Source organism: Psychrobacter sp. PL15 (assembly GCF_035984995.1).
Lineage (GTDB): Bacteria > Pseudomonadota > Gammaproteobacteria > Pseudomonadales > Moraxellaceae > Psychrobacter.
Genome location: NZ_JAXCIB010000007.1, coordinates 82622 through 107232, shown reverse-complemented (window position 1 = coordinate 107232; position 24611 = coordinate 82622). Strand labels below are relative to the sequence as shown.

At 44.0% G+C, this 24611-nt stretch carries 22 protein-coding genes; 10 read left to right on the top strand and 12 right to left on the bottom strand.

Going from position 1 to position 24611, the window contains the following annotated elements; translation table 11 throughout:
• The 6 genes from pseG to glnE all read right to left on the bottom strand — a co-directional run bounded on the left by pseG (window position 1) and on the right by glnE (window position 8234).
• Window positions 1-1095, bottom strand: a complete 1095-nt coding sequence (gene pseG / locus RCH20_RS07865; RefSeq protein ID WP_327193189.1) for a UDP-2,4-diacetamido-2,4,6-trideoxy-beta-L-altropyranose hydrolase — start codon at window positions 1093-1095, stop codon at window positions 1-3.
• A complete protein-coding gene (gene pseF, locus RCH20_RS07860) occupies window positions 1092-1778 on the bottom strand; it encodes a pseudaminic acid cytidylyltransferase (protein ID WP_327193188.1) in 687 nt (228 codons plus the stop codon). Before pseF ends, pseG begins: the two co-directional genes overlap by 4 nt.
• Complete coding sequence (gene pseC, locus RCH20_RS07855) at window positions 1775-2932, bottom strand: UDP-4-amino-4,6-dideoxy-N-acetyl-beta-L-altrosamine transaminase (protein ID WP_327193187.1); 1158 nt, start codon at window positions 2930-2932, stop codon at window positions 1775-1777. The genes pseF and pseC overlap by 4 nt, the downstream gene beginning before the upstream one ends.
• The gene (gene pseB / locus RCH20_RS07850; RefSeq protein WP_327193186.1) at window positions 2933-3931 is read right to left on the bottom strand and encodes a UDP-N-acetylglucosamine 4,6-dehydratase (inverting); all 999 of its coding nucleotides are present in this window, start codon (window positions 3929-3931) and stop codon (window positions 2933-2935) included. It lies immediately after the preceding gene.
• A 306-nt stretch (window positions 3932-4237) separates the two neighbouring features.
• The gene (locus RCH20_RS07845) at window positions 4238-5167 is read right to left on the bottom strand and encodes a branched-chain amino acid transaminase (RefSeq protein WP_327193185.1); all 930 of its coding nucleotides are present in this window, start codon (window positions 5165-5167) and stop codon (window positions 4238-4240) included.
• Between the two features lie 211 nt (window positions 5168-5378).
• Window positions 5379-8234 carry a bifunctional [glutamate--ammonia ligase]-adenylyl-L-tyrosine phosphorylase/[glutamate--ammonia-ligase] adenylyltransferase gene (glnE, locus tag RCH20_RS07840; protein WP_327193184.1) on the bottom strand — a complete coding sequence of 952 codons (2856 nt, stop codon included), beginning with the start codon at window positions 8232-8234 and terminating at the stop codon, window positions 5379-5381.
• Between the two features lie 426 nt (window positions 8235-8660).
• On the opposite strand from glnE, the gene tusD reads away from it, so the two are divergent.
• From tusD to RCH20_RS07820, 4 genes are read left to right on the top strand one after another with little or no spacing between them, the layout of a single operon-like run.
• Entirely contained in the window at window positions 8661-9200 is a 540-nt protein-coding gene (gene tusD / locus RCH20_RS07835) for a sulfurtransferase complex subunit TusD (RefSeq protein ID WP_327193183.1), read from the top strand.
• A gap of 23 nt (window positions 9201-9223) precedes the next feature.
• Window positions 9224-9547, top strand: a complete 324-nt coding sequence (locus RCH20_RS07830; protein WP_209957635.1) for a hypothetical protein — start codon at window positions 9224-9226, stop codon at window positions 9545-9547.
• A 60-nt stretch (window positions 9548-9607) separates the two neighbouring features.
• Window positions 9608-9937: a hypothetical protein gene (locus tag RCH20_RS07825; protein WP_327193182.1), complete on the top strand. Its 330-nt coding sequence runs from the start codon at window positions 9608-9610 to the stop codon at window positions 9935-9937.
• On the top strand, window positions 9934-10299 hold the full coding sequence (locus RCH20_RS07820; protein WP_327193181.1) for a TusE/DsrC/DsvC family sulfur relay protein: 366 nt from the start codon (window positions 9934-9936) through the stop codon (window positions 10297-10299). The genes RCH20_RS07825 and RCH20_RS07820 overlap by 4 nt, the downstream gene beginning before the upstream one ends.
• 55 nt (window positions 10300-10354) lie before the next feature.
• Here the strand turns inward: RCH20_RS07820 and RCH20_RS07815 are convergent, their stop codons facing one another.
• Window positions 10355-11002 carry a tRNA (cytidine(34)-2'-O)-methyltransferase gene (locus RCH20_RS07815; protein WP_327193180.1) on the bottom strand — a complete coding sequence of 216 codons (648 nt, stop codon included), beginning with the start codon at window positions 11000-11002 and terminating at the stop codon, window positions 10355-10357.
• 390 nt (window positions 11003-11392) lie between these two features.
• Here RCH20_RS07815 and RCH20_RS07810 point away from each other — a divergent pair, with 390 nt between their 5' ends.
• The gene (locus RCH20_RS07810) at window positions 11393-11533 is read left to right on the top strand and encodes an entericidin A/B family lipoprotein (RefSeq protein WP_209957643.1); all 141 of its coding nucleotides are present in this window, start codon (window positions 11393-11395) and stop codon (window positions 11531-11533) included.
• Window positions 11534-11715: 182 nt separating this feature from the next.
• Here the strand turns inward: RCH20_RS07810 and hemW are convergent, their stop codons facing one another.
• Window positions 11716-13098: a radical SAM family heme chaperone HemW gene (hemW, locus tag RCH20_RS07805; protein WP_327193236.1), complete on the bottom strand. Its 1383-nt coding sequence runs from the start codon at window positions 13096-13098 to the stop codon at window positions 11716-11718.
• A gap of 533 nt (window positions 13099-13631) precedes the next feature.
• Between hemW and RCH20_RS07800 the strand changes: the two genes are divergently transcribed.
• The 4 genes from RCH20_RS07800 (at window position 13632) to accC (ending at window position 18137) form a co-directional block, all read left to right on the top strand.
• Window positions 13632-14105, top strand: coding sequence for an EVE domain-containing protein (locus tag RCH20_RS07800; protein ID WP_327193179.1), 474 nt, complete (start codon window positions 13632-13634; stop codon window positions 14103-14105).
• 430 nt (window positions 14106-14535) lie between these two features.
• Window positions 14536-15903 carry an MATE family efflux transporter gene (locus tag RCH20_RS07795; RefSeq protein ID WP_209957647.1) on the top strand — a complete coding sequence of 456 codons (1368 nt, stop codon included), beginning with the start codon at window positions 14536-14538 and terminating at the stop codon, window positions 15901-15903.
• Window positions 15904-16266: 363 nt separating this feature from the next.
• Window positions 16267-16695 carry an acetyl-CoA carboxylase biotin carboxyl carrier protein gene (accB, locus tag RCH20_RS07790; protein ID WP_327193178.1) on the top strand — a complete coding sequence of 143 codons (429 nt, stop codon included), beginning with the start codon at window positions 16267-16269 and terminating at the stop codon, window positions 16693-16695.
• Window positions 16696-16775: 80 nt separating this feature from the next.
• The gene (accC, locus tag RCH20_RS07785) at window positions 16776-18137 is read left to right on the top strand and encodes an acetyl-CoA carboxylase biotin carboxylase subunit (protein WP_209957651.1); all 1362 of its coding nucleotides are present in this window, start codon (window positions 16776-16778) and stop codon (window positions 18135-18137) included.
• 110 nt (window positions 18138-18247) lie between these two features.
• Here the strand turns inward: accC and RCH20_RS07780 are convergent, their stop codons facing one another.
• Both RCH20_RS07780 and leuA read right to left on the bottom strand, forming a co-directional pair.
• On the bottom strand, window positions 18248-18853 hold the full coding sequence (locus RCH20_RS07780) for a hypothetical protein (protein ID WP_327193177.1): 606 nt from the start codon (window positions 18851-18853) through the stop codon (window positions 18248-18250).
• 325 nt (window positions 18854-19178) lie between these two features.
• Window positions 19179-20954, bottom strand: a complete 1776-nt coding sequence (gene leuA, locus RCH20_RS07775) for a 2-isopropylmalate synthase (RefSeq protein WP_327193176.1) — start codon at window positions 20952-20954, stop codon at window positions 19179-19181.
• A 234-nt stretch (window positions 20955-21188) separates the two neighbouring features.
• Between leuA and RCH20_RS07770 the strand changes: the two genes are divergently transcribed.
• Complete coding sequence (locus tag RCH20_RS07770) at window positions 21189-21677, top strand: Lrp/AsnC family transcriptional regulator (protein WP_327193175.1); 489 nt, start codon at window positions 21189-21191, stop codon at window positions 21675-21677.
• Between the two features lie 95 nt (window positions 21678-21772).
• Here the strand turns inward: RCH20_RS07770 and RCH20_RS07765 are convergent, their stop codons facing one another.
• Both RCH20_RS07765 and RCH20_RS07760 read right to left on the bottom strand, forming a co-directional pair.
• Window positions 21773-23038 (bottom strand): YbfB/YjiJ family MFS transporter, encoded by a 1266-nt coding sequence (locus RCH20_RS07765; RefSeq protein WP_442793117.1) that lies wholly within the window; start codon window positions 23036-23038, stop codon window positions 21773-21775.
• Window positions 23039-23173: 135 nt separating this feature from the next.
• Window positions 23174-24487 (bottom strand): ABC1 kinase family protein, encoded by a 1314-nt coding sequence (locus RCH20_RS07760; RefSeq protein WP_327193173.1) that lies wholly within the window; start codon window positions 24485-24487, stop codon window positions 23174-23176.
• Between the last annotated feature and the right edge of the window lie 124 nt (window positions 24488-24611).

Here is a 24611-nt window from a genome sequence, read left to right as displayed (position 1 = left end):
TTAAATTACCATTTCTTTTATAGTTAAGCTCGTACCCAAACCATCAAGGATATCCGAAGACGCCTGGCTCATTTCTTTTAACGCCAAAGGTGAGAGAATGAAATTCTCTATTGCGTTCAACACTGATGAATCAAAGGCCAAGCCTAAATTAACAGTATATACAGCATTAGCTTGCTGTAGGTTTATGGCAAGTTGCTGTTGATTATCAGCTAAAACCAACATAATAGTCGGAAGCCCCAAGCAGCATCTTTCCCATGAAGTTGAACCTGCTGCACCAATCGCCAAATCACTATTGGCCATTAGCTCAGCCATATTACTTACGCCCTTCTTCACTTCCGTTGGCCATCGCATCAATGCCGCTTGCTGCTGTACAACGTCAACCCAGGGGGCTTTTGAACCCATCACTACCGTAATTTTACAGTAGTCAGGTAGAGCACTATTTTGAAGTCCCTTGAGTATTTGTGTTGTTACATTGTCTTTATCAACACCGCCCAAATTTATAAGGAGATGCTCAAGCTGACCTTTTTCACGACGCTTGATACTGTATTCACGCCACTGTGAAAACTCAGGGCGTAGCAAAGCGTAATTAGCGCCACATAACAGCTTACAATTTCTAGGAACCCATTGAACATAATTCTGTGGATCACGGCCGAATGTTTGATCAAGTAATATATCGCAATTATGATGTCTATCAGCTAAATCATCGATAACCATTAGTTTTTTGCAATAGGGCCGAAGTAACTTTTCCCAATGTTCATCTAACGCATAATGATCAACAATTAGCCAGTCAGTCTGTAATACCTGAAGAAGATTACCACAAAGTTCTGCATCTTTCTGTTGCGTAGACCCTAACCAGTCCGCGTGAGCAAGCTCTGCTCTCTCTCCATTTTGTAGTTGCAACCCACTTTCAACAGGAAGGCTATAAGTCTGATGTCCACGCTGTTGAATCATATCAAGCAATTGGCCTGTATGCTCACGGCAAATAAAGTGACATTCAGCACCCTGCTCTGTTAACGCATCAGCCAAAGTCAAGCAGCGCATCACATGCCCTGTACCTATCTGGAGTGAGGCATCACAGCGAAAGACAACTTTCATGTTTGCATCGCTTTGAATAGCCATTCGGCACGCGTCCAATCTTCGGGAGTATCAATATCTTGTACACGGTGTCTTGGCAAAATAACTGGAGTAGAGTCAGCCCCAAAGATTATTTTTTCACTTAGCCAAGCACCTACCCTACCCCAATAGAATTGACCCGCATCATGCCAAGCTTCTTCTAAATCTTGAGAGCGAGTATTGAAGCTCTCTGGGTCAAACATTTCCATACCTAATTCAGGATGAATTTTGATCGCCCTCTGAATAGGAAAAGCATAACTGGTTACTGTAAAAGCGTAAGCAGCGTCTGTTTCTTTAAGCTGCTGCAAACCTTGCTGTAAATACTCAGGAGTCACAAAAGGAGCCGTGGCGTATAAGCAACACACCAGCTGTGGATCAAGCCCTTGCTTTACAAACCATTCAATAGCATGACAAATAACAGGAATAGTGCCTGAGTAATCGTCTGATAGCTTTACTGGTCGCATGAATGGTACTTCAGCACCGTATTTTTTAGCAACTTCTGCAATTTCCACATCGTCTGTAGAAACAATGACTTTATCAAAGCAGCCTGATTGTAGCGCCGCCTCAATTGAATAGGCAATTATCGGCTTACCACAAAACTCTTTAATATTTTTACGCGGTATGCGCTTGCTACCACCTCGGGCTGGAATCACAGCAATCTTCACAGTAATAGCTCTCCAAGAATAGCAATAACTTCATCTTGCTGCTTTTCAGTCAGTGTTGGAAACATAGGGATACTAATAGCTTCTTTATAATACTGCTCTGCCTGCGGAAACAGTCCTTCCTCAAAACCCATCTCTTGATAATACGGCTGCATATGCACAGGAATATAATGCAAGTTAACTAAAATTCCAGCCTCACGTAGTCCTTCAAAAACTTCAAGATGGGTTTTATCGATTTTATCTAATTGTAACCGAATTACATATAAATGCAGACCTGAATAGCTGTCTGGATGCTGCCAGGGCAACGTGACAGGCAAGTCTTTAAGTAAGGTATCATAACGCTGTGCCAATTCATGACGTTTGGTAACAAAAGCATTTAAACGCTGCATCTGCGACACACCCAAAGCAGCCTGCAAGTCTGTCATGCGGTAGTTGAAACCCAAATCAACTTGCTGGTAATACCAAGGACCGTCCATGGGTTTGGTCATTAGATGGGTATCACGGGTAATACCATGGCTGCGCAGTAAGTCTAACTTCTGTGCCAACTCTGGGCTATTCGTCACTGCCATACCACCTTCAGCGGTAGTGATTATTTTTACAGGGTGAAAACTAAATACCGTAATATCGCTATAATGACAATTACCAATAGGCTCACCTTGATACTTGCCACCAATCGCATGTGAGGCATCTTCAATGACTTTAAAACCATACTTTTTTGCTAAGGTATGTATTGCCTGCATGTCACAAGGCTGCCCACTGAAATGGACTGGAATTACTATTTTAGGTAATGTTCCCACTTTTTCTGCAGCAATTAGTTTCTTTTCTAGCTCTTTTGCACATAAATTATAAGTACGAGGATCAATATCAACAAAATCAACCTGCGCGCCACAATACAATCCACAGTTTGCTGAAGCCACAAAGGTGTTAGGCGTCGTCCAGAGCCAATCGCCTTTACCTAATCCCAATGCAAGACAAGCGATATGCAGGGCAGAGGTTGCACTATTAACTGCCACTGCGTAATGAGCGCCACAGACATTCATGACCGCTTGCTCAAACAAAGGAACTTGAGGTCCTTGAGTCAAAAAATCTGATTTTAGAACATCAACGACGGCATTAATGTCTTGCTGATTTATGTCTTGGCGGCCATAGGGGATCATTTAGATACTCCCAATTTTTTCACGGTTGATGTCAATCCAGTCTTGTAATTCAGCGTTACTCATCCACTCTGGATTATTGTCGCTTGAATACACAAAACCCTCAGGCACTCGCTTGCCATCTTTGATGCGGGCTGGATCGGTTGCCCATTTATTGATGGTAGGTAAAATCTTGAAGTGCTCTGGATACTCATAAGTATAGTAGGCGTCTTCAGCACTAATCATTTGCTCATGCAGTTTTTCGCCAGGACGAATACCTATGACTTCCTGTTTCGCTTCTGGTGCGACCACGTGGGCTAAATCAGTCATTTTCATTGATGGGATTTTTTTAACGTAAATCTCACCACCAACCATGTCATCGAATGCATGCCAAACCAATTTGACCCCATCTTCCAATGAGATCATAAAGCGAGTCATGCGGTCGTCTGTAATCGGCAATACCCCTTTATCTTTGATAGACATAAAGAATGGAATGACTGATCCACGAGATCCCATAACATTACCATAGCGTACTACTGAAAACGTAGAACCATGCTCACCAGAGTAGGAGTTACCCGCTACGAATAGTTTGTCAGAGGCAAGCTTAGAGGCTCCATACAGATTAATAGGGCTACTGGCTTTATCAGTAGATAGTGCCACGACACCTTTGACACCTTTATCAATGCAGGCATCAATTAAGTTCATCGCACCGTTGACATTGGTTTTTATACATTCAAAAGGATTGTATTCAGCAGTAGGGACAATTTTAGTGGCTGCCGCATGTACTACGTAGTCCACGCCATCTAAGGCACGATACAGGCGGTCTTTATCACGGACATCACCAATAAAGAAACGTACACGATCATCGCCTTCAAATTTCTTTGCCATTTCCCATTGCTTCATCTCATCACGTGAAAAGATGATGATTTTTTTAGGATTATATTTTTCTAAGGTCATGGGTACAAAAGTATGGCCGAATGAGCCTGTACCACCAGTAATAAGAATAGTCTTATTTGTTAACATTAAACTCTTCCTTAAGATTTTGTTACTAAGCTTGAATATATTCAGCTAAAGCTAATTTGTAAGTAGTTAACTCTACCGCAAAACAGTACATAAATAAAATTACGTATAGGCTACTCTTAGTTCTATCTTGATAACACTAGACCTCTTGCGAAAGTACGAGTTCGTTGACTTCCACTGACGAGGTTACGAGGTTACGAGGGCTAGCGATGACTTATGCAAGAGGTCTGCTACGAATATGCAAAAAACTAAAACTATAAACAAGTCTTAGCTTTTTTAAAACACCTCTAACTTTAAGGTAAGCAACCTCTAGTCAATAAAGCTTAACCAATGCATATACTGCTCATTGCGGCCGTGAACCACATCAAAATATAGAGTTTGTAATTTTTCAGTCATCTCACCGCGACCACCATTACCAATTTTACGATCGTCATATTCACGAATAGGTGTGACTTCAGCAGCCGTACCAGTCATAAATATTTCGTCAGCCAGATAAAACTCATCACGAGTAATACGGCGCTCAGTGACCTTGATACCCAAATCTTCAGCGAACTGGATAATACTGCGACGAGTAATGCCATCTAGTGCCCCGCCTGCTAAGTCTGGGGTATGTAGCTCGCCATTCTTGACTAAGAATAAGTTTTCACCTGAACCTTGGCAGACATAGCCTTGTGAGTCCATCATGATCGCTTCGTCATAGCCGTTACGAGTGACTTCTCGATTGGCCATAATAGACACTGGATAATTACTCGAGGCTTTGGCTTTGCACATGGTCACGTTAGGTAAATGATGCGTGTACGATGAAGTCTTTACACGGATACCATTTTGGATCCCTTCCTCACCAAGATAAGCACCCCAATGCCAGGCTGCAACCATCGCATTGACACTATTGTCATGAGCCGCTAAGCCTAGCTTTTCTGCGCCAAGCCATATCAGCGGACGAATATAGGCTTCTTCTAGATTGTTCTGCTTGACCACATCTTTATGTGCTTGCTCAAGAGTAGCCGCATCAAAAGGCACTTCCAATTGAAAAATAAAGGCCGAACCCAGCAAACGCTCGACATGATCAGTTAAGCGAAAAACGGCAGTACGCTTGTCCGCCGTTTGGTAAGCGCGAACGCCTTCAAATACTGCTATGCCGTAATGTAAGCTGTGGGTCAATACATGAACCTTGGCATCTGGCTGATCTATCATCGTGCCATTCATCCAAAGCTTACCATCTTGTGTTGCCATGTTCATTTTATATTCCTTTTGCTAGCGCTGTCGTCTAACTTTTTTGAGTAAGTGTTAATTAAAGTTATCTCTACCAATGATACTTATTCTAAACGACTATATATTTTCAGACTTTATAATGTGCAAATGATTATATCACTGGCAGACTAAGCGAATGAAATATTTTAGTTGAGTATTAAATGGCTTTTATTTATACCAACCTGATTGTTGATTTGACCTACTGTTCCTCTATTGGTTCTACACCCATAAGATGCTGCCATTGAGCTTGCACCAAAGCTCTAGTGTCTGTCCATAACGACTCATCAACCAATAACGATTGCTCAGATAAAGCCAATTGATGGGTCGCTGCCCGAATTCTTAAATAAGCATCGGTCAAGTCCTGACATACTTGCGAATCCCAAATACCCAGCAAGGCCACTTCTTCAAAGATACGAACGTTATCACTCCATTTAGTGAGCGTTGGATAGTCGTGTGAATAGGCCAGTACCGCAAACTGAGCCAGAAACTCAATATCAATAATACCACCAGCATCTTGTTTTAAATGAAACTTGCCAGCTTGTTGTTGCCACTGGCTGGTGCCCAGATGTTTTTGCATCTTAATACGCATGCTCGTCACTTCTGTACGCACCTGTTCTAGAGTACGTGGCAATGCCAGCACCGTTCGACGAATATCACAAAAGCGCATAGTCACACGCTTGTCACCACAGATCGCCCGTGCTCGTACTAATGCTTGATGTTCCCATGACCAGGCCTTACGCAGCTGATAAGTCTCAAACGCGTGACAGGAGACCACCATCATGCCGGCATTCCCAGAGGGACGCAAGCGCATGTCAACTTCATAAGCGCGACCATCACGGGTTTGAGTATTTAAAAAGGTCATCAACTTTTGGGCGAGGCGCGCCGCAAACTTCATGCCACTTACCGAGTGCTCGCCCGTGGTCATGCCCTGCTCTTTTATCTTGTGTAAGAATACCAGATCTAAATCGGAAGAATACGAGAGTTCAAGCCCGCCAAGCTTGCCATAACCAATGATAGCAAAGCCACAATCCGCTTCAGTAACCGGATCACCATCTTGAGCGATGGGGTAACCATAGCGCTTAACTATTTCTGCAAAGGCACGCTCAAGCGCCGCCTCTAACACCACTGCTGCGATGTGTGTTAGAGAATCTGACACCTTCATAATAGGCCGCTCAGCGAGCACATCACTAGCGGCCACTGCCAATACTTGATTCTTTTTGAATAAGCGCAGTACACTGAGCAGTTTTTCTTCGTCACTGGGCTCTACCCGTAATAACTGTTGACGTAAAATATCACGCAGCTCAGGCTTATCAGGCAAGTGACGATAACGCTGCTGTAAAAAAGTATCGAGCAATACCGGATAGCGGGCCAACTCTTTGGCAATCCAAGGACTGGCTGACAGCATCGGAATCAGCTCGACCGTCGCGTTAGGGTTTTCTGCGATCATAACTAAATAAATGGAACGGCGACAAATGGCCTCAAGCAGGGCAATCAAGCGCGGCAGTGCGGTATTGGCTAATTGCTGGTGTTCTTGATGCGACAGCAGCGCATGTACGATCAGGGGGTAGGCTTCATCTAAACGAGTTCTGGCCTCATCACTAAGGTTAGCCACCATCTTTGACTGCCAAAAAACCGCTAATTGCGCACGATTCTCTTCGGTTAATACGGTATCGAGCTGAGCGATTTTTTTATCAAGATCAACCGGCTCAAGGGCAGTGTCTTCTTGTGCCGGAGTCTGACGTTCAGTCACCATTCGCTCAAACGGTACGTTGACAGTATCCCGGTGGTGGTTGAGTGTCGTCAGTAATGCCGTCCAATCCTCAAAACCAAGAGTAATGGCGAGGTTATGCTGCCACTGAACATCATGCGGCAAACGCTGGGTCTGTTGATCATTAATCGCTTGAATGCCATGCTCAAGCCGACGTAAGAATCGATAGGCCGCCTGTAATTGCTCATAGGTTAACTGCTCTAGGTAGCCCAATTTGCATAAGGCTTGCAAAGCTTGCAAGCAAGACTTGACCTGTAACTGTGGGTGCCTACCGCCATGAATCAACTGAAAAGCTTGTACAATAAATTCAATATCGCGGATGCCACCTGCTCCAAGCTTGATATTGTCCAAATCCTCACGCTGCGCCACTTGATTTTGAATTAACGACTTCATCTCACGCAGCGCCGAAAATGCACTATAGTCAACATAGTATCGAAAGACGAACGGCTTGATAAGGGCTTGTAGTTGGTCATAAAACGGCGGTGGAATTTGACCAACCACCCGCGCCTTTAACCAAGCAAAACGCTCCCAGGGACGACCATGATGGGTAAAGTATTTTTTTAGTGCTGATAGATGAATAGCGAGGTCACTACCGTCACCCCATGGGCGCAAGCGCATGTCTACCCGAAATACAAAGCCATCAGCGGTATTATTATCAAGCAGCTTGATAATGCCTTGACCCAATCTAGTCATAAAACGCTTATTATCTATACTGCGTGTACCCTGAGCCTTGTCACCATCAGTCTCACCTCGGCCCTGATGTACAAATATCAGATCAATATCACTAGACAGGTTCAGCTCATGAGCCCCTAGCTTACCCATCGCCATAATCGCCATATCATCGATCTGGCTGTTACCTTTGGCGTTAATAAACATGGGATGCCCATACTGCCTGGCTAGGTGCTGATAGGTATACTCCTTAGCAAATAAGATACAGCCATCAGCGAATTCAGACAGCTCATCAGTCAGTTGCTCAAGCGTAATTAATGCCAAGGCATCTTGCCAGATCCAACGCATCATTAGCAGCATACGCAGATGCCGTAGACCACTCATTACCTTGGACTCATCAGCCAGCTGGTAATTCTCATCTAAGGTATAATCTTGAATAAGATCATCAATTTGCTGGCGAGTTAAGGTATATTCTAATGGATAGCTGCGTAAAAATGTCTGGCACGAAACCGTTCGACTTTCCCAAATCTGATACGCAAACTCACTGGCAGTTTCCAGTACTTGTAGCTGGATGGGTGTAGGCTGGTAACCGGTACTATTGGGTGTGGCAGATAGCATAACGACAACAACTCCTGGCAGCATAGAAGGATAAGGCTACGTAAACTTAGCGGAAATTTTATCGTTTTTTCTTACGATATGACCATAGTGAACCTTGACTATAATGAGTACAGAATTACTTTTAACAGCGTTATCATCCTCTGATTTAGTCGGCTTTATGGTAGCATGAATAATGCAAACATAGACGGCGTGCCTTTCTTTTTGTAGCAATCTTCTTTTTGTAGCAATCTTCTGTCTAGGTGGCTATCAAGACCACCTCAAGCAAGACCACCTCAAGGCTCGAGACCCATGAACACTTTAGTCAAAAAGGTGCCTCTATAGAAGGATTTTTGGTCTTTGACTTCAAACACCAGTTTGACGATGCCAAAAAACAGCTTGGGGAGTGGTATAATACTAGCGACCTGCAATACTTGCGATACGATACCTATGACTATGCTTGCAACCGCTGCCCCTACTACACTGCTATTAATTACCGCTGACCCCAGTCATCCGCTTGCTCATTTAGCACTACGCTATGCTCGAGCATTGCTTCAACTCACAGTAACGGCTACTGCTGCTAGTAACGAGGGTGATGATGGTACTGACCAGCCTAACAGCTCTAATGTGCGTAGTAGCCCTATTGCACGTAGTAGCTTTGGTGTAAGTAATAGCCCTGCTACCAGTGATAATATAAAGCAGCCGCTAAACATCTTCTTTTATGCCGATGCCGCGTATACTGCCAATCGCTTACGCTGGCAATCGGCTGACCAGCTAAACTTAACACAGCAGTGGCAACGTCTGTCTGAGCAGTATCAGCTGCCGCTACCAAGCTGTGTCAGTACTGCGCTCACCCGCGGTATTAGCGATACTGACAATAGCGCTCGTCACCGGTTAGATGGCGAAAATCTAGCGACAGGATTTCATTTAGTAGGATTAAGTGAGCTGGCAATGATGATGCAGGGTGACTGCCGCCTGATACAGTTCTAATAACGCCTTATTGGGAATAAACCATGAAATTACTCATTCAGCTGCGCACACCGACCGAAGTGGCCAGTTATGAAGGCTGCGCGCTCGCTTTGACATTGGCGACCTTTGGTCATGAGGTGCAGCTGTATTTGGACGCGTCAGTGTTTGGCTTATTACTGCAGCCCAAATCCCGTTTACAGGGTATGATTCAGTCTCTCGAATTATATGACATGCCAGCCGCTTGGCTACCTAATGACGTGTTTAGCGGTTGGCTCACGGGTATGTTGCCAGCTGACTTGGCGACGCAATTGACATTGATACCTGCAATCATTAACTCACAAGACTTTGATCAGATTCTAAGCTTCTAGCTTCTAGCTTCTAGCTTCTGATCATTGTATATATCATAGCCACACCAATTGGACACCCTTATGGCCACCTTATACCAACTACACAGCGCCATGGATACCCTTAGACGCAGCACTAAAGAAATAGCGCTGACCTGGCGCGCTGGCGACAGTATTCTATTACTGGGTACGACGGTCGCTTTTATTGACTGGTTAGAGGCTTATTTGGATGAGAGTGAAATACGAGGTGTTGGCGGTATTTATGCGCTTGCCGATGATGTGGCACAGCTAGCAGCCAGTACGACCGCTGAGCTAAACCTCAATGCCAAATTGACCCGAATTTTGACTGATGAAGAGTGGGTTAAAATGACCCAAGATCCCCAGTTTGATAAAGTGGTAACCATTGCCTTATGACTATTTTTACCAAGCCTACTATTGCTAATAACGCGTCTATCAGCAGTGGCGACATTACGTTGGATCAAGACGGCCACTTATGTGATCATTCCATTTGGACGCCTACACTCGCCCAACAGCTTGCAGATACGTTGGATGTCAATTTGAGTGTTGAACATCTGCAGATCTTGCAGCAAGTACGCGCATTTTTTGATAAATTCAATCACGCGCCTGCTACTCGTCCACTGATCAAATGGCTACAACAGACCCTACCTGAGCACGAGATTAGTAATCAAAAGCTGCAACAATTATTCAATACCGGCTTGGTCGCCCGCCATGTTAATCGTCTTGCTGGACTGCCCAAACCGCCTAACTGTTTATAATGAGTAGCAGGTTATAACGCCTAGCGAGTCATAACGCTTGGCGCACCAGCCGGTATCATTTCGGATCATAGACCGTGAGAGTCTCGTAGCCTACACTGCGACCTTCATCGCCACCAAAGCCTTGCTGACGCCATACCTCATACAAACAAATCGCCACGCTATTGGATAAATTCAAGCTGCGCGAGTCAGGTAGCATGGGCAGTCTCAACCAATGAGCGGCGCCAATATCATCACGTATCACCTCTAACAAACCTGCGGTCTCAGAGCCAAATACCAGTGCGACATTGGGCGCTGTATTTAATGCGCCATTAGCGTCAGTATTTGATGATTGCTCCGGACTGTCTTCCAAGCTATCTTTTAAACTGTCTTTTAAACTGTCTTTTAAATTGTCTTTTGAATTGGCATTTGGCCGAGCAGTAAAATCATAATCATAAAACGGCTTGCTAAGCTTGGTGGTCAATGCCGTGATGATCTGGCAGTCTGCCGCTATTAATGCCTGTTTCGCTACCATCCAGTCATCATGCACTTTTAAATGTGCGTATTCATGGTAATCAAGGCCTGCACGGCGCAGCTTCTTATCGTCCAGTTCAAACCCTAAAGGTCTGACTAAATGTAGCTGCGCACCACTATTAGCACACAAACGAATAATATTGCCGGTGTTACTGGGCATTTTTGGGGCTACCAGCACAATGTGTATGGTCATAACAATTCCGTAAGTTGTTCAATCAATAACTGAGTAAGGGTCTGGTCTGTCTTTATAACTATGTTCTGCTTATAACTCAGTACCCTAAGAGTACAAATAACCTTAATTAGATGACAGCTATGTAGAGCAGTTTGTAGTTGAGCGTAATGAGAAGTTACAGTTTAGTTTCAATAATTACATTTTGATACTGTGCATAGTTTTTAACTTTTATTATGATAGCTATGTTGGATTGCAGTGCAATGCTAAGGATCAGGAAGACATTTTTTATCATGTCTGACATGACTTAATAACAGTGTCACTTTATTCTAAAATTAGTTTATGGCGTTTTAGCCAAAAGCTCAACGTTATTTACTTTATTGTTATAAATTCACCCATCTTGAGGAAAGTATTATGAAAAAATTAATTATCGCATCTTTAGCTGCTATGTTTGTACTGACTGGTTGCAACACTTTTAAAGGTCTAGGCCAAGACGTATCAAGTGCTGGTAGCGCTGTAACGGGTAGTGCTCAAGAAGTACAAAACAAAATCTAGGTTTTAATACTCAGATTTAATGTTTAAAAGGCTTACCTTATTGGTAAGCCTTTTTTTTATGCTGTTTTTGATGCTCACTTATAGAAGGGATATAGCCAGTTAGAAATAAAATAGATACATTTGTGTCAGGGTGCTACTGGTATCTTAGGATACAAAGTTATGGTCGTTCATAACGAACTAGGCTACAAAAACTCTCGCAATATCTGATTGAGATAACGCTGACCTAGTGCGGTAGGTTGTAGCTTATCCTTACTGTCTATTAGTAAGCCTTGGCTTACTAGCTTGTCTACTTGGCTAGCAATATCACTATAGCTTAAATTGGTTCGAGCTTCGAATAAGGCCCAGGTTACGCCGTCATGCAGACGCAAGGCATTTAACATAAACTCGCTGACCAACTCATCACTGGCAATCGCCTGCCAACCAATCATTTTTGGTGCCTTTTGGCCCACTTCACTTTGCTGTTTTGAATCTTGACCAGCCCTATTATCTGGATCGACTGCCTCATCTTTGTGGGCCACATAGTCCTTAGGCAATCGTGATTTACTGAAACGGTAAATACCGGCTTGTTTTAAGTAGGGGTTATTTTTAAAGCTAATAGCTGTTAAATCCGTATCTAGTGAACCTGTATTGAGCAAACTATTATCTTTTGAACTATTATCTTTTGAACTATTATCTTTTGAACTATCATCTTTTGAACTATCATCTTTTGAACTATCATCTGGTAAATCAACAGGCTCATTAATACTGACTTTGCCATGCGCACCTGCACCAATCGCTAGATAATCGCCAAACTGCCAGTAATTCACATTATGACGACAGGGGGCATCTAACCTGCCAGCCCATGCTGACACTTCATAATTGTTATAACCCAAACTCTGCAATAACGCCTGCCCTGCTTGCTCAATATCAGCCAAGCTGTCCTCGTCTGGCAAGATAGGCTGACTACGATAAAACACCGTATTGGGCTCAATAGTCAGCTGATACCATGAGATATGGGTCGCACCGGTATCATGTGCCATTTGAATGTCATGTAGCGCTTCAACCAGCGTTTGTTGTGGCAATCCGTGCATTAAATCTACATTTACTCGCGCAAACCCAGCTTCGCGCGCCGCTTTAATCGCAGACACTGCTTGCTCAGGGTCATGAATACGCCCAAGCGTTTGCAACTTATCAGCGGCGAAGCTTTGCACCCCAATAGACAAACGATTGATACCCACTTCTAAATACTCAGAAAATGGCGCATGCTCTAAAGTACCTGGATTGGCCTCCATCGTGACTTCAATGTCATCGGCAAAATTAAAACACGCCCGTAATCCGGAAAATAAGCGCTGATACTGGGCTATAGGTAACAATGATGGCGTACCACCACCGATAAATATGGAACTAATCTCTCGCCCTTGGGTCAATGGCCGCTGCATACGCGCGTCTAGTAATAGCGCATCCACGTATCCATCATACATGGACGTCGAGACATCCGTACCCAATTCATGCGAGTTAAAATCGCAGTAAGGGCACTTTTTCACACACCACGGAATGTGAATGTATAGCGCAAGCGGAATGCTCATCGCATCGATATTAGAGCGGTTAATGACCCCATTAGAGCGGTTAATGACCCCATTAGAGCTATTAATGACATCGTTAGAGCTGTTAATGACCTCACGGCTATTAGAATCACGGGTATTCACAGAATTATCAGACTCAGGTATTGGCATAGCGTAAACTTATCGGTAAAAGAATGCGGCAAACCGCAAAATTATTGCTAGGATAACGGCTAGCTGCTATAAAGAAAAGCACTGATATCACTAACATCATCAAAGACTGTATTTCTTGAACCCATTGTTACTAATAACAAAACCAGTAACAAACGCTGATGTTAACTACCCAGCCATAAAGGCAAAATAACTCACGGTCAGTCGCTCAGTAACTATTTTTATGAGTAACTATTTTTATGAATGATTATCTTTATGAATGATTGTCTTTATGAATGATTATCTCAATGAATGATTATCTCAATGAATAGCTGTCTTTATTAATAACTGAACAATTTTACATAATAATCGCTGACCAGCACCTCACAACAAATAATAGGAAAACAAAAATGGCATATTGGCTGATGAAGTCTAACCCTCGTTTTTTTGGAATAAAGGACCTACAACGCATGCAGACGGAAATGTGGGATGGGGTGCGTAACTACCGTGCCCGTAACTTTATGCGCGATGACATGCAAGTGGGCGATCAGGTATTCTTTTATCATTCCAGTGCCAAACCATCTGGGGTCGCAGGCATTATGACCATTAGCAAGGCCGGTTATGCCGACCCCACTCAGTTTCACCCTGAGCATCGACATTTTGACCCTATAGCGACTGAAGAACAACCACGCTGGTATATGGTGGACGTCACCTTTGAGCAGGCATTTAGCGATATACTACCACTATCAGAACTCAAGTTTTTGCCGGCGCTTGAGGATTCATTATTGCTTAGAAAAGGCTGTCAGCAATTAACGGTTATTCCACTGGAGCCCAAGCACTGGCGAACTATTATAGATATGGCAGAGACGCTAGAGTTATTATAGTTAAGAAGCCAATTTAACAAAGAGACCGTGCGACTGGTATGAGTCTATGACAGATATTAGAGTGTATTGAACATTCGGCCGTTGACATCATAGCAAGGCTTGTTTACCATCTTGTCCACTATTAACTCGTCCATTCATTCCTTGAATTGACGGGTTATTTTTGTTTTAGTATCTGTACTCTAAAACCTTAGATATTCCGCTGTTTCAATAACTGACTGCTTCCCATCAAAAGATATGGGCCTAATTAACCGCATGTTTGGGTTAATTGAGTCTTATTGGAGTATGATTGCCGGCACTGTTCCTATCTTACTATTTCTATCTTACTATTTCTATCTTACTATTTCTATCTTACTGTCTCGCTATTGATTCGTTGATGGCCGTATTTGTCCATCAGCAATAACCACCGTGAATAATTGACAAGTTGCTAACTATGGTTTTTCCCTTATCCTTTAAAGATTTTAAAAGCTACAGCCTACGACTGGGTGTGCTAGCGCTGCCTATCTTAGTCACGCAGTTTTGCCAGGCCGCACTTGGGGTCGTTGATGCCATTATGGCCGGCCAAGTCTCAGCGCTTGATTTAGCGGCTGTGGCCGTTGGTTCTGGTATTTGGCTACCGCTATTTTTATTAGCGACGGGAATTTTGATTGCCACCACCCCTCTTATTGGAGAGGCAATAGGTCAAAATAAACACGACCAGGTGCCACACATCACTCAGCAGTCGCTATGGACCGCAGCAGTCATTGGTATTATTGGCTTTGTTATTGTCAACCTAGCGCCCAACATACTTGGTGTGATGGGTGTTCCTGAGAATATTCAGCCTATAGCGACTCAATATTTGTATGGCGTATCTTTTGGCTTCCCAGCTTTGGCAGTATATGCCGTACTACGCAGTTACTGCGAGGCACTTGGTCGTCCTGAGCCTGTGACTATTATCAGTATCATTGGATTGTTAGCCGATATCCCGCTTAATTATATTTTTATCCATGGTCTGTACGGTATGCCTGAAATGGGCGGTGCAGGTTGCGGAGTAGCAACCGCTATAGTGCTATGGATAAACGTGTTGCTGTTGGCCGCTTATACCGCCTTTACTAAGCGTCAGCAATTTGCCAGTACTCGCTTCTTCTACGGCTTCACCAGGCCCAATCGCGCACAAATCACCAAGCTACTCAAGCTGGGAATACCGATTGGTATTTCTATCTTCTTTGAGGCCAGCCTATTCAGCTTAGGAGCATTGGTGATCAGTCCGTTAGGAGAATTGGCAACCGCGTCGCATCAAGTGGCGCTGGCTGTGACCTCGCAGCTGTTTATGATACCAATCTCAGTAGCCATGGCGCTGACCATTATGGTCTCCAACCGTTTTGGCGAAAAGAACCTTCTTGCCGTGCGCCAGGTGCAAGCAACGGGGCTTATTTGGACCGTACTTATTGCTATCGTTTGTATGCTAGGAATCTGGATGTTCAGGCCGCAACTGGCAGCCGCTTTTACTGATAACTTAGAAGTACGCGCACAAGCCATGCATCTATTAATCTTTGCGCTCGCTTATCAGTTATTTGATGGCTGGCAGGTCAATATCGCTGGTATCCTACGCGGTATGCAGGACACTACTATACCGATGTGGGTGACGCTATTTTGTTATTGGATAGTCGCCTTGCCGCTTGGTATTTATCTAGTACGCTTTACGGACACGGGCGCACAAGGGTTTTGGATGGCGCTAATCACCGGGCTATTTTTGTCTTCTATCTTACTGACTCTGCGTCTGCGTTACCAACTAAGACGCTTAAGAGTAATGTGGGCTTAGCTTAATTAATCATATGCTAGTATCAGTGGTTACCCATAAATGTGCTGCTGATGCTCGTGATATGAATACTTTCCTTGAGGTTTTTTAACGCCATTTTCTTATTATCAAGGCCTCTGGTAGTTTCTGATAACCTTTACTGGCACTAGTTAGCCGCATAGACTATGATAAATGACCGCGCGTTTCTTACTAATAGGTATACTGGCGTCAAAATATGTAAATTTTTCCAGTTAACAACTGTACATCGATTGCTCATTGCCTTGAATATAGGTATGATTAGTAACCCATTAAACAATATTTTGTTACATTATTTATTTCTTAAATTTTGTTCTTTCTTAAAATTTGGCACAAGGTCTCATTAAAATTATGGATATTGAAAAGATACGCACCCTAATCGCCCTCATGGAAGAAAACGAACTGGTCAATCTAGAAATCAGTTCAGACGATGAGCATATTAGTCTTACTCGTCATTACGATGCCCCTGCTCCCACGATGATGGCTGCCCCTACTGCTGTTGGTGCGCCTGTCGCTGCCGCAGCTAAATCAACCGTAAAACCTGGTAGCGTTGAGACCTCACCAATGGTTGGTGTGTTTTATTCCGCTCCTAGCCCTAATGATCCCCCGTTTGTCAAAGTTGGACAAAAAGTACAAGCGGGTGATACCGTAGGTATTATCGAAGCGATGAAAATCATGAACCCCCTTGAAGCCACCCAAAGTGGTATCGTTGACGAAATCTTAGTGGAAAACTCTGATGTCGTACAGTTTGGTCAGCCCGTCATACGCTATAAAGCCTAACGGTATCTGCCACACTTTACTTTGTTGTGATTGATTATAAATATTTAATCAATCAACGCCGCTTTGACAAGGATGACCCCATGATAAAAAAACTGCTCATCGCCAATCGAGGTGAGATTGCCTTACGTATCGTACGCGCCTGCAAAGCGCTTGGTATCGAGACCGTTGGCGTCTATTCGACCGCTGATGAAAATCTGATGCACCTGCGCTTCGTTGACGAAGCTGTCTGTATTGGCAAGCCTAATGCCAACCAAAGCTATTTAAATATTAGTACCATCTTAACCGCGGCTGAAATTACTGGTGCTGATGCCATTCACCCTGGTTATGGCTTTTTAGCTGAAAATGCGGAGTTCGCTGAGCGGGTCGAAGAAGCAGGATTAACTTTCGTCGGTCCGAACGCTGATCATATTCGTTTGATGGGTAATAAAGTCTCCGCTATTAATGCCATGAAAAAAGCGGGTGTGCCCACCGTACCGGGTTCCGTTGGTGCGGTAAACCTACATAACGCCGAAGAACAAGCGCGCAACATCGGCTTTCCGCTGATAATTAAAGCCGCATCGGGCGGCGGCGGACGCGGTATGCGTGTGGTCGAGCGTTTTGATGAAGTTATCGGACAAGTCCAAGCGGCAAAACAAGAAGCCGAGCTGTGGTTTGGTGACGACACCGTCTACATGGAACGCTATTTACAGAACCCACGTCACGTCGAAGTTCAAGTGCTGGGCGATGGTAACGGTAACGCCATTCATTTATATGATCGTGACTGCTCACTACAACGCCGCCATCAAAAGGTATTAGAAGAAGCGCCAGCACCTGACATCCCTGATGATGTGCGTCAGCCAATTTTGGATGCTTGTGTCAAAGCTTGCGAGCTGGTCAAATATCGCGGTGCCGGTACCTTTGAATTTTTGTTTGAAAATAACGAATTTTTCTTTATTGAAATGAATACTCGGGTTCAGGTTGAACATCCAGTCACCGAAATGATTACTGGTATTGACGTGGTGGTTGAGCAATTAAAAATTGCTGCGGGCTACGGTCTGTCCTATCGCCAAAGCGAGATTGAAGTTCAAGGTCACGCTATCGAATGTCGTATCAATGCAGAAGATGCCACTACCTTTATGCCGTCTCCTGGTACCGTGACCCAACTGTTTGCACCAAGTGGTGCCGGGGTTCGCTTTGACTCGCACCTTTACCCTGGTTATGAGATTCCCAGTTATTATGATTCATTAATTGGCAAGCTTATCTGTCACGGACAGACACGCCAACAAGCGATTGCCAAGACCATACATGCACTGGATGAGCTAATCATTGAAGGTATAAAAACCAACATCCCATTGCATCGTGATGTGATTTTAGCCGATGAGAATTTCGTTAATGAAGCACAAAATATTCATTACCTTGAAAAAGAGTTGCTGACTGCTAATAAAGAAAAAGCGGCATCATAATCTGTATATTGTTATGATGCTCGGTGATTATCGACATCTATATCAAAAAAACCGCTATCAGCAACGATAGCGGTTTTTTAATGAGATTGGATAAGACAACCTTTGGTAGGCTAAGGCAAGACTCTTTTGAAGTTCATATAGCACTCTTTACCATCAGGATCCGCACACCATTGCATTTTATTACCATCATGATTTAAAAAGGCAAGTAGGGCTTCATCAGTTTGATCAACCTGATTACCCGAACAGTCCTTTTCGTTATTGTCATAAATAGTTTTGATGGCGATAATTGGCAGCCCTTCTTCACGGTGCGTGACTAGATAACGGCCATAGGTCCATTCTTTGCCACTGACTGCCCACATTTCATTGTCTGCACCGAAGTTATATACTTCACGGCACTCGGTCGACTTCGACGCTGACCCACTTGTAGTATTAGGCGCAATACTAATAATTCGCCTTTCATCTTGATCTAATAATCCATCTGTTTGGCCTGTTGTCACCTTAGGCTCGTCAGTAGCGATTGCGGCATCAGCGGACTGGGCTATACGCTTGTTAATAGCAGTATTATTAATGTTACTGCCTAAGTCTATCTCCCATTGTCCAGCGATGGCGGGGCTAATGTGTGTCGTAATCGTCGACTTCTGAACTGCTTCGCCATTTACTGGCAGCGACGCTAAAATAGAGGCTAATGTAAATGAGGCAAATGAGACGGGTTCCATGGTCAACCTTTTTTCACTATTGATGGGTAATATGACCCTCAGCGTAAATCTTAGACCCTAAAAACACAAGTAACATTATGCTATTAGTGTCTAAACATAAATTAACAGGTCACCTACTGACGTTCAAATTATACTTTAATAAACTTATCATTGAAAAATATTTAGCGGTTAAAGAGAGTGATAATCCTCTGGCAAAAAATAACGCCATGACCTTAACTTGCGTGCCGCAAGGAGACCTGGCGTTATAATTATTGACGCGGCTAAGCAAACCTCAACAGCCAGCTGAGTGTTTGATTAACGGGCTTAATAAGACAGTTATTAGCCGTTATGCAGCAGTGGAACTTGGTGCTTGAGCAAAGGCTGATAGCGCTCCTTTTAACATCGCTGAAACCGTACTGCTACAGGTACCAATACCTGAGTAGACCTCACCATCGACATTCAGTTGAATATAAGCAGCGGCGTTAGCATTAGTCTTGTTATCGCTATTGGTATCATCATCAATACCATCACCATTAACATTACTATGCTGTGGATTGATTGCGTGCTCAGCATAATTGATGACATGTAGCGACTTGCCAGTATGTTGCGCTAAGCCATTGATAAATGATGACAATGGACCGTTTCCGGTGCCATCAAGAGTAATGGTCTCACCATTCATTTGTACTTGACCGTTAAAATAAACCTCGCCACCTTTGTTATTGACGCTGTAATCTAATAGCTCAAAGCTGCCTTGCTGTAGATAGGTGGTTTCGAAGGTCTGCAATATTTCATCGTTTTGTAATTCACGCGCAGCAGTTTCGGCTTGATGCTGGACCACCCGGCTAAAGTCAATTTGCATCCAACGCGGTAAATTAAAGCCATAGTTGCGCTGCAGGATATAAGCGACCCCGCCTTTTCCTGACTGGCTATTGATCCGTACCACATCTTGGTAGCTGCGACCAATATGCGCCGGATCAATGGGCAAATAAGCCACGTCCCAAACGTTTTCGGTCTGCTCGACATGATTCTCATTATAATCGAGGCATTTTTTGATGGCATCTTGATGCGAGCCACTAAAGGCGGTAAATACCAGCTCACCGACATAAGGATGACGCGGATGTACCGGTAAGTTATTACACTCGCTGACCACCTGCACAATCTCACTCATATTACTGAAATCAAGTTCAGGATCGATACCTTGGCTGAATAAATTCATAGCCATGACCATGATATCCATATTACCAGTGCGCTCACCATTACCAAGTAATGTGCCTTCGATACGATCGGCGCCAGCAAGCACACCAAGCTCAGCGGCGGCGACAGCACAGCCACGATCGTTGTGAGTATGCAAGCTAATCGTCACATGCTCACGCTTGGCAAGGTTACGGCAAAAATATTCGACCTGGTCAGCGAAGATATTAGGCATAGACGCTTCAACAGTGGCTGGCAAGTTGAGAATAACTTCTTGGCCATGCTGTGGCTGCCACACATCACAGACCGCATCGCAGACTTCTACTGCATATTCAGTTTCTGTTTGGCTAAAGCTCTCCGGAGAATACTGGAATACCCATTCTGTTTCAGGGTATTTGGCGGCATATTCAACCAATAAATGAGCACCGGTAACCGCAATTTCTTTAATCTCAGCTTTATCCTTGCCGTAGACCTTTTCACGCTGGATACGGCAAGTTGAGTTATAAACATGAACAATGGCACGTTTTGCGCCTTTTAAGGACTCAAAAGTACGGGCAATCAAATGCTCGCGGGCTTGAACCAGAACTTGTAAGGTAACGCCTTCTGGAACGTGATTTTCTTCAATTAATTTACGAGCAAAATCGAACTCAACTTGCGCCGCTGACGGGAAACCAATTTCAATTTCTTTAAAGCCCACGTCAACTAGGGTCTTAAAAAAGCGCATTTTTTGCTCGATAGTCATGGGATCAATTAGAGCTTGGTTGCCATCACGCAGATCCACACTGGCCCATATCGGCGACTTCTCAAGCGTTTTACTCGGCCAAGTACGGTCTGGTAACGATGGCGCAAAAGCAAATGCACGATATTTATTAAAATCAAAAGCAGCACTTTTTGGGGCTATTTTGGCAGTAGGTGTGGCATGGTCAGACATAATCAATCCTTAGAAGAGGTGATAGTTTATATTTCTGAATAGTTATATTGTTGGCCGGGTAGTTTATGAGCCCGCCAGCGTTTGTCGTGCAAGACAGTCAAAATTGATACTATTATAGTAGCAAAGTTCATGAAGTGAAAAACAGCTTTATTATAGCTATATAATTCATTTTTTAGTGATAAATTCTAATTTTATAGCTATAATCAACTTAATCCTCTAATTACTTAACACATTATGCCAAATAGTTATTCCGACAGCCTAGTGCCCCCGGATATCGATGACACCGATAAGCGTCTATTGCGCCTATTGCAGACCCAAGCGCGCATGAGCATTACCGAGCTTGCTGAACGGGTCAATCTTTCTGCTACTCCCTGTGCGCGGCGGATTAAGCGTTTGGAAGACACTGGGATTATCACTGGCTACCAGACTCAAACCGACGCGCAAAAATTAGGCTATCCTTTGGCAGTATTTATTGCCATCAGTATGGATCGCCATACCGCTGAGCGCTTTGAGCAATTTGAGCGTAAAGTACAAAGCTTCGATGAAGTCATTAGTTGTAGCATCGTCACTGGCCGTACTGAAGATTATTTGATTAAGGTACGGGTACGCGATATGGCCCACTATGAAGAGTTTTTATTACATCGTCTCAATCGTATTGAGGGTGTTGCTCAAGTGCATACTAGCTTTGAGCTGCGGGAAGTGTTTAGCCGCAGCGTGGTTTAATTGGGCTATTACTAAGCAGTGGCGCCATACCAATATATAAGAGGACAGGCAAAAATTTTATTTGAACGTTGATTGATGAATACTGATCCTCAATCCTATGCTGTACGTCTTACTTGCCGCCAAAATAGTGATAGTAAAACAACGCCAATAAGCAGACCCACACTGGCAACCAGTAATCCGGCATTAAAATTATCACTTTCTCCAGCTAACGCTACCGTCACTAGCGGTCCAATGAACTGCCCTAATGCATAAGCCAACGTTGCTAGCCCCATCAGTAAATTAGAATAGATTGGATTGATATTCTTAATAATAGTCAAGGTCATAGAAACCATACCGACGAAGGTTAGTCCTAAAATAGCAGCGTTAGCATATAAGCCCAGCGCCCCATCGAGCCATAAGGGCAAAAACATACCCAAGGCTTGTAGTAGTGTTAAGCCTATCAGGGTTTTAATCTCACCAATGCGCTTAGCAAGTACGCCCCAAATTGGGGATAGCATCGCAAAAATACCCACAACCAGCCAAATGAGCAGTCCAGCATAGGTCTGCGTGGTCAGGCGCTGCGCAGCCATTACCGGCAAAAAAGTCGCTGAGGTAATATAGCCAAATCCGGCAAGCACATAACTTGCTGACAGTAATAAGATGGCTTTGGTGTGACCAACGACCGCCTCGTACAACGATCTTTTGAAATTAATATAGGTCTGTTGCACGGAAAAGCGCTGATGTTGATGTTGATACTGCGACTCTAATTGCTCGGCGGCCTTACTGGGTTCAATGACTGGCCGTATAGCATAGAGTAACCATAAAAGCGGCAGACTACTTATGCCAGCAACCAGCCAAATAATATCAAAATGATAGCCTAACGTTAACAGCGACCAGGTCAATATGGCAGAAGCGCTAATACCCACTCCAATACCCGCGTAATGTAGGGTCGAGAGTACTGAACGACGCTTGATGCTAAAACGCTGGATAACCAATGAGGAACTCAAAATCATTGCCACCCCACTAGCGACCCCTGACAGCAGACGAATGACATACCAAGAGCCTAAAGACAGCTCGGGCACAACTAACAGCATAGTGGTGATAATACTCACACTGGTCCACACGATCAGCATTTGCCAGGTCAAGCGGTGGGGCACAAACATCGCAATAAGCGCACCAATAAAGTAACCAATATAATTGATCGAAGCAAGCCATCCGGCAATGGTGGTCGACAGCGTCAGTTGAGTCATAATATCGGGTAAGGTAGCGGTAAACAAAAAGCGCCCATAGCCCATCACCACCGCCAGACAGTACAGTCCTATCCCTGCAATGGCGGTTTCGTTGGTAATGGCGGGTATGATACGGCGGCGAGATTCAGTCATCATGACGGAGCCAATTTGTGTCGATTAGCACACAATCCTTTGTGTTAGAAAACTTTGGAAGAACCGCACTTAGCACTCTAAAGCAGCAGTTAACCTTGCTATCGATTACTATGAGATTTACGAAATTATTGTTGGCTAATTCTGTCCCAGCATAGCGACTCGCTTATCACTAAACATATCCATATCAGGGGCCAGCGTACGCATGAACCGATCAAAGTATAATAGTTGTTTGGTCAATAAGGCAAAATCACGTGGAAAATGGATGCCATGGCGTTTGCCCACGTCGACAATCTCAAGCATCATTTTATTGAGCTCATTCGCCTGTTCTTTAGTATTAAAAGGTACCCCACTGGTGAATGTAACGTCTTCCGCTACGATCGATCGCATCATACGCTGCAAATCGTTGGCCAGATCAACTGCGTTCACATCATGACGCCCGTGGGTCATTTCCATATCGATCATATGGTGCGCCATCGCCTGATAATCATTATCTTGCAGGGCTTGCATCATGCCGATACAAGCACGCCAGCTTTCCGCTTTTAATTTGCCCACGATACCAAAGTCTAAAAACCCAATCCGACCATCCGTTAACAGCATCAAATTGCCGGCGTGCAAATCAGCGTGAAAGCTATTGCACAGCATCAAGCTGGCAAACCAGGTATTTAGAGTATCAGCCATCACTTGTGCTGGGTCATCGCAATATTGACGCATGGCGGCCTCATCGACCATAGAAACCCCGCGCAATCGACTCATGGTCAATATGCGCTTAGTGGTCAGCTCATCATAGACTTCAGGTGCTATAACCCGCGTATTACCTGATACCGTCAAAAACTGCTGAAAATCACGAATATTTTTTGCCTCAGCGATAAAGTCTGTTTCTGCTAGCATACGTAACCGAATCTCATCGATAATCGGAGCGATACTGGCAAACTTCATGGACGGCATTAGCAGCTCTAACAGCTTAGTGACGGCGTGTAATACCCCCAGATCTGTCTGCATGATGATTTCGACACCGGGCTTTTGCACCTTGATGACCACTTCATCACCATTGTAGAGGCGCGCAGCATGCACTTGGGCAATAGAGGCAGATGCCAATGGTTTTTTGTCGATGTGAGCAAATTTATCGCTTAGGGTCTGACCATGTGTCGCCAACTCGTTCGTCAATACTCGCTCTATATAATCATATGATAAAGGGGTGGTTTGATCTAAACAGCCTTGAAACGCCTCAACATATTCACGCGGAAATAGCGATGGCGTACTAGCAATAAACTGGCCGATTTTGATATAAGTGGTACCCAGCTGCTCAAAGGTTTCTTTTAACAGCTTGGCATCAGGCTTTTCGCCTTTTGCCACTCTTAACGCAGACAACCCTGCGATACTGGCTGTTTGACAAACACGGTTAACGATATTGAAGGTATGCTTTAATAAATGAGGACGATGCGTTTTCATAAATGACAACTGTTATCAGTAAGCAAAATTAGTTAAGAACATATGAAATTAGTTAAGAACGTATACAGTGCAGTGGGTTAAATATAAAACGGGTATTAGTAACAGCCGTGAAGATCATACACTT

Coding starts and splice junctions, on each gene's coding strand:
- pseG (WP_327193189.1), bottom strand. CDS start 1,095: ATGAAAGTTGTCTTTCGCTGTGATGCCTCACTCCAGATAGGTACAGGG.
- pseC (WP_327193187.1), bottom strand. CDS start 2,932: ATGATCCCCTATGGCCGCCAAGACATAAATCAGCAAGACATTAATGCC.
- pseB (WP_327193186.1), bottom strand. CDS start 3,931: ATGTTAACAAATAAGACTATTCTTATTACTGGTGGTACAGGCTCATTC.
- RCH20_RS07845 (WP_327193185.1), bottom strand. CDS start 5,167: ATGAACATGGCAACACAAGATGGTAAGCTTTGGATGAATGGCACGATG.
- glnE (WP_327193184.1), bottom strand. CDS start 8,234: ATGCTATCTGCCACACCCAATAGTACCGGTTACCAGCCTACACCCATC.
- tusD (WP_327193183.1), top strand. CDS start 8,661: ATGACTATGCTTGCAACCGCTGCCCCTACTACACTGCTATTAATTACC.
- RCH20_RS07830 (WP_209957635.1), top strand. CDS start 9,224: ATGAAATTACTCATTCAGCTGCGCACACCGACCGAAGTGGCCAGTTAT.
- RCH20_RS07825 (WP_327193182.1), top strand. CDS start 9,608: ATGGCCACCTTATACCAACTACACAGCGCCATGGATACCCTTAGACGC.
- RCH20_RS07820 (WP_327193181.1), top strand. CDS start 9,934: ATGACTATTTTTACCAAGCCTACTATTGCTAATAACGCGTCTATCAGC.
- RCH20_RS07815 (WP_327193180.1), bottom strand. CDS start 11,002: ATGACCATACACATTGTGCTGGTAGCCCCAAAAATGCCCAGTAACACC.
- RCH20_RS07810 (WP_209957643.1), top strand. CDS start 11,393: ATGAAAAAATTAATTATCGCATCTTTAGCTGCTATGTTTGTACTGACT.
- hemW (WP_327193236.1), bottom strand. CDS start 13,098: ATGAGCATTCCGCTTGCGCTATACATTCACATTCCGTGGTGTGTGAAA.
- RCH20_RS07800 (WP_327193179.1), top strand. CDS start 13,632: ATGGCATATTGGCTGATGAAGTCTAACCCTCGTTTTTTTGGAATAAAG.
- RCH20_RS07795 (WP_209957647.1), top strand. CDS start 14,536: ATGGTTTTTCCCTTATCCTTTAAAGATTTTAAAAGCTACAGCCTACGA.
- accB (WP_327193178.1), top strand. CDS start 16,267: ATGGATATTGAAAAGATACGCACCCTAATCGCCCTCATGGAAGAAAAC.
- accC (WP_209957651.1), top strand. CDS start 16,776: ATGATAAAAAAACTGCTCATCGCCAATCGAGGTGAGATTGCCTTACGT.
- RCH20_RS07780 (WP_327193177.1), bottom strand. CDS start 18,853: ATGGAACCCGTCTCATTTGCCTCATTTACATTAGCCTCTATTTTAGCG.
- leuA (WP_327193176.1), bottom strand. CDS start 20,954: ATGTCTGACCATGCCACACCTACTGCCAAAATAGCCCCAAAAAGTGCT.
- RCH20_RS07770 (WP_327193175.1), top strand. CDS start 21,189: ATGCCAAATAGTTATTCCGACAGCCTAGTGCCCCCGGATATCGATGAC.
- RCH20_RS07765 (WP_442793117.1), bottom strand. CDS start 23,038: ATGACTGAATCTCGCCGCCGTATCATACCCGCCATTACCAACGAAACC.
- RCH20_RS07760 (WP_327193173.1), bottom strand. CDS start 24,487: ATGAAAACGCATCGTCCTCATTTATTAAAGCATACCTTCAATATCGTT.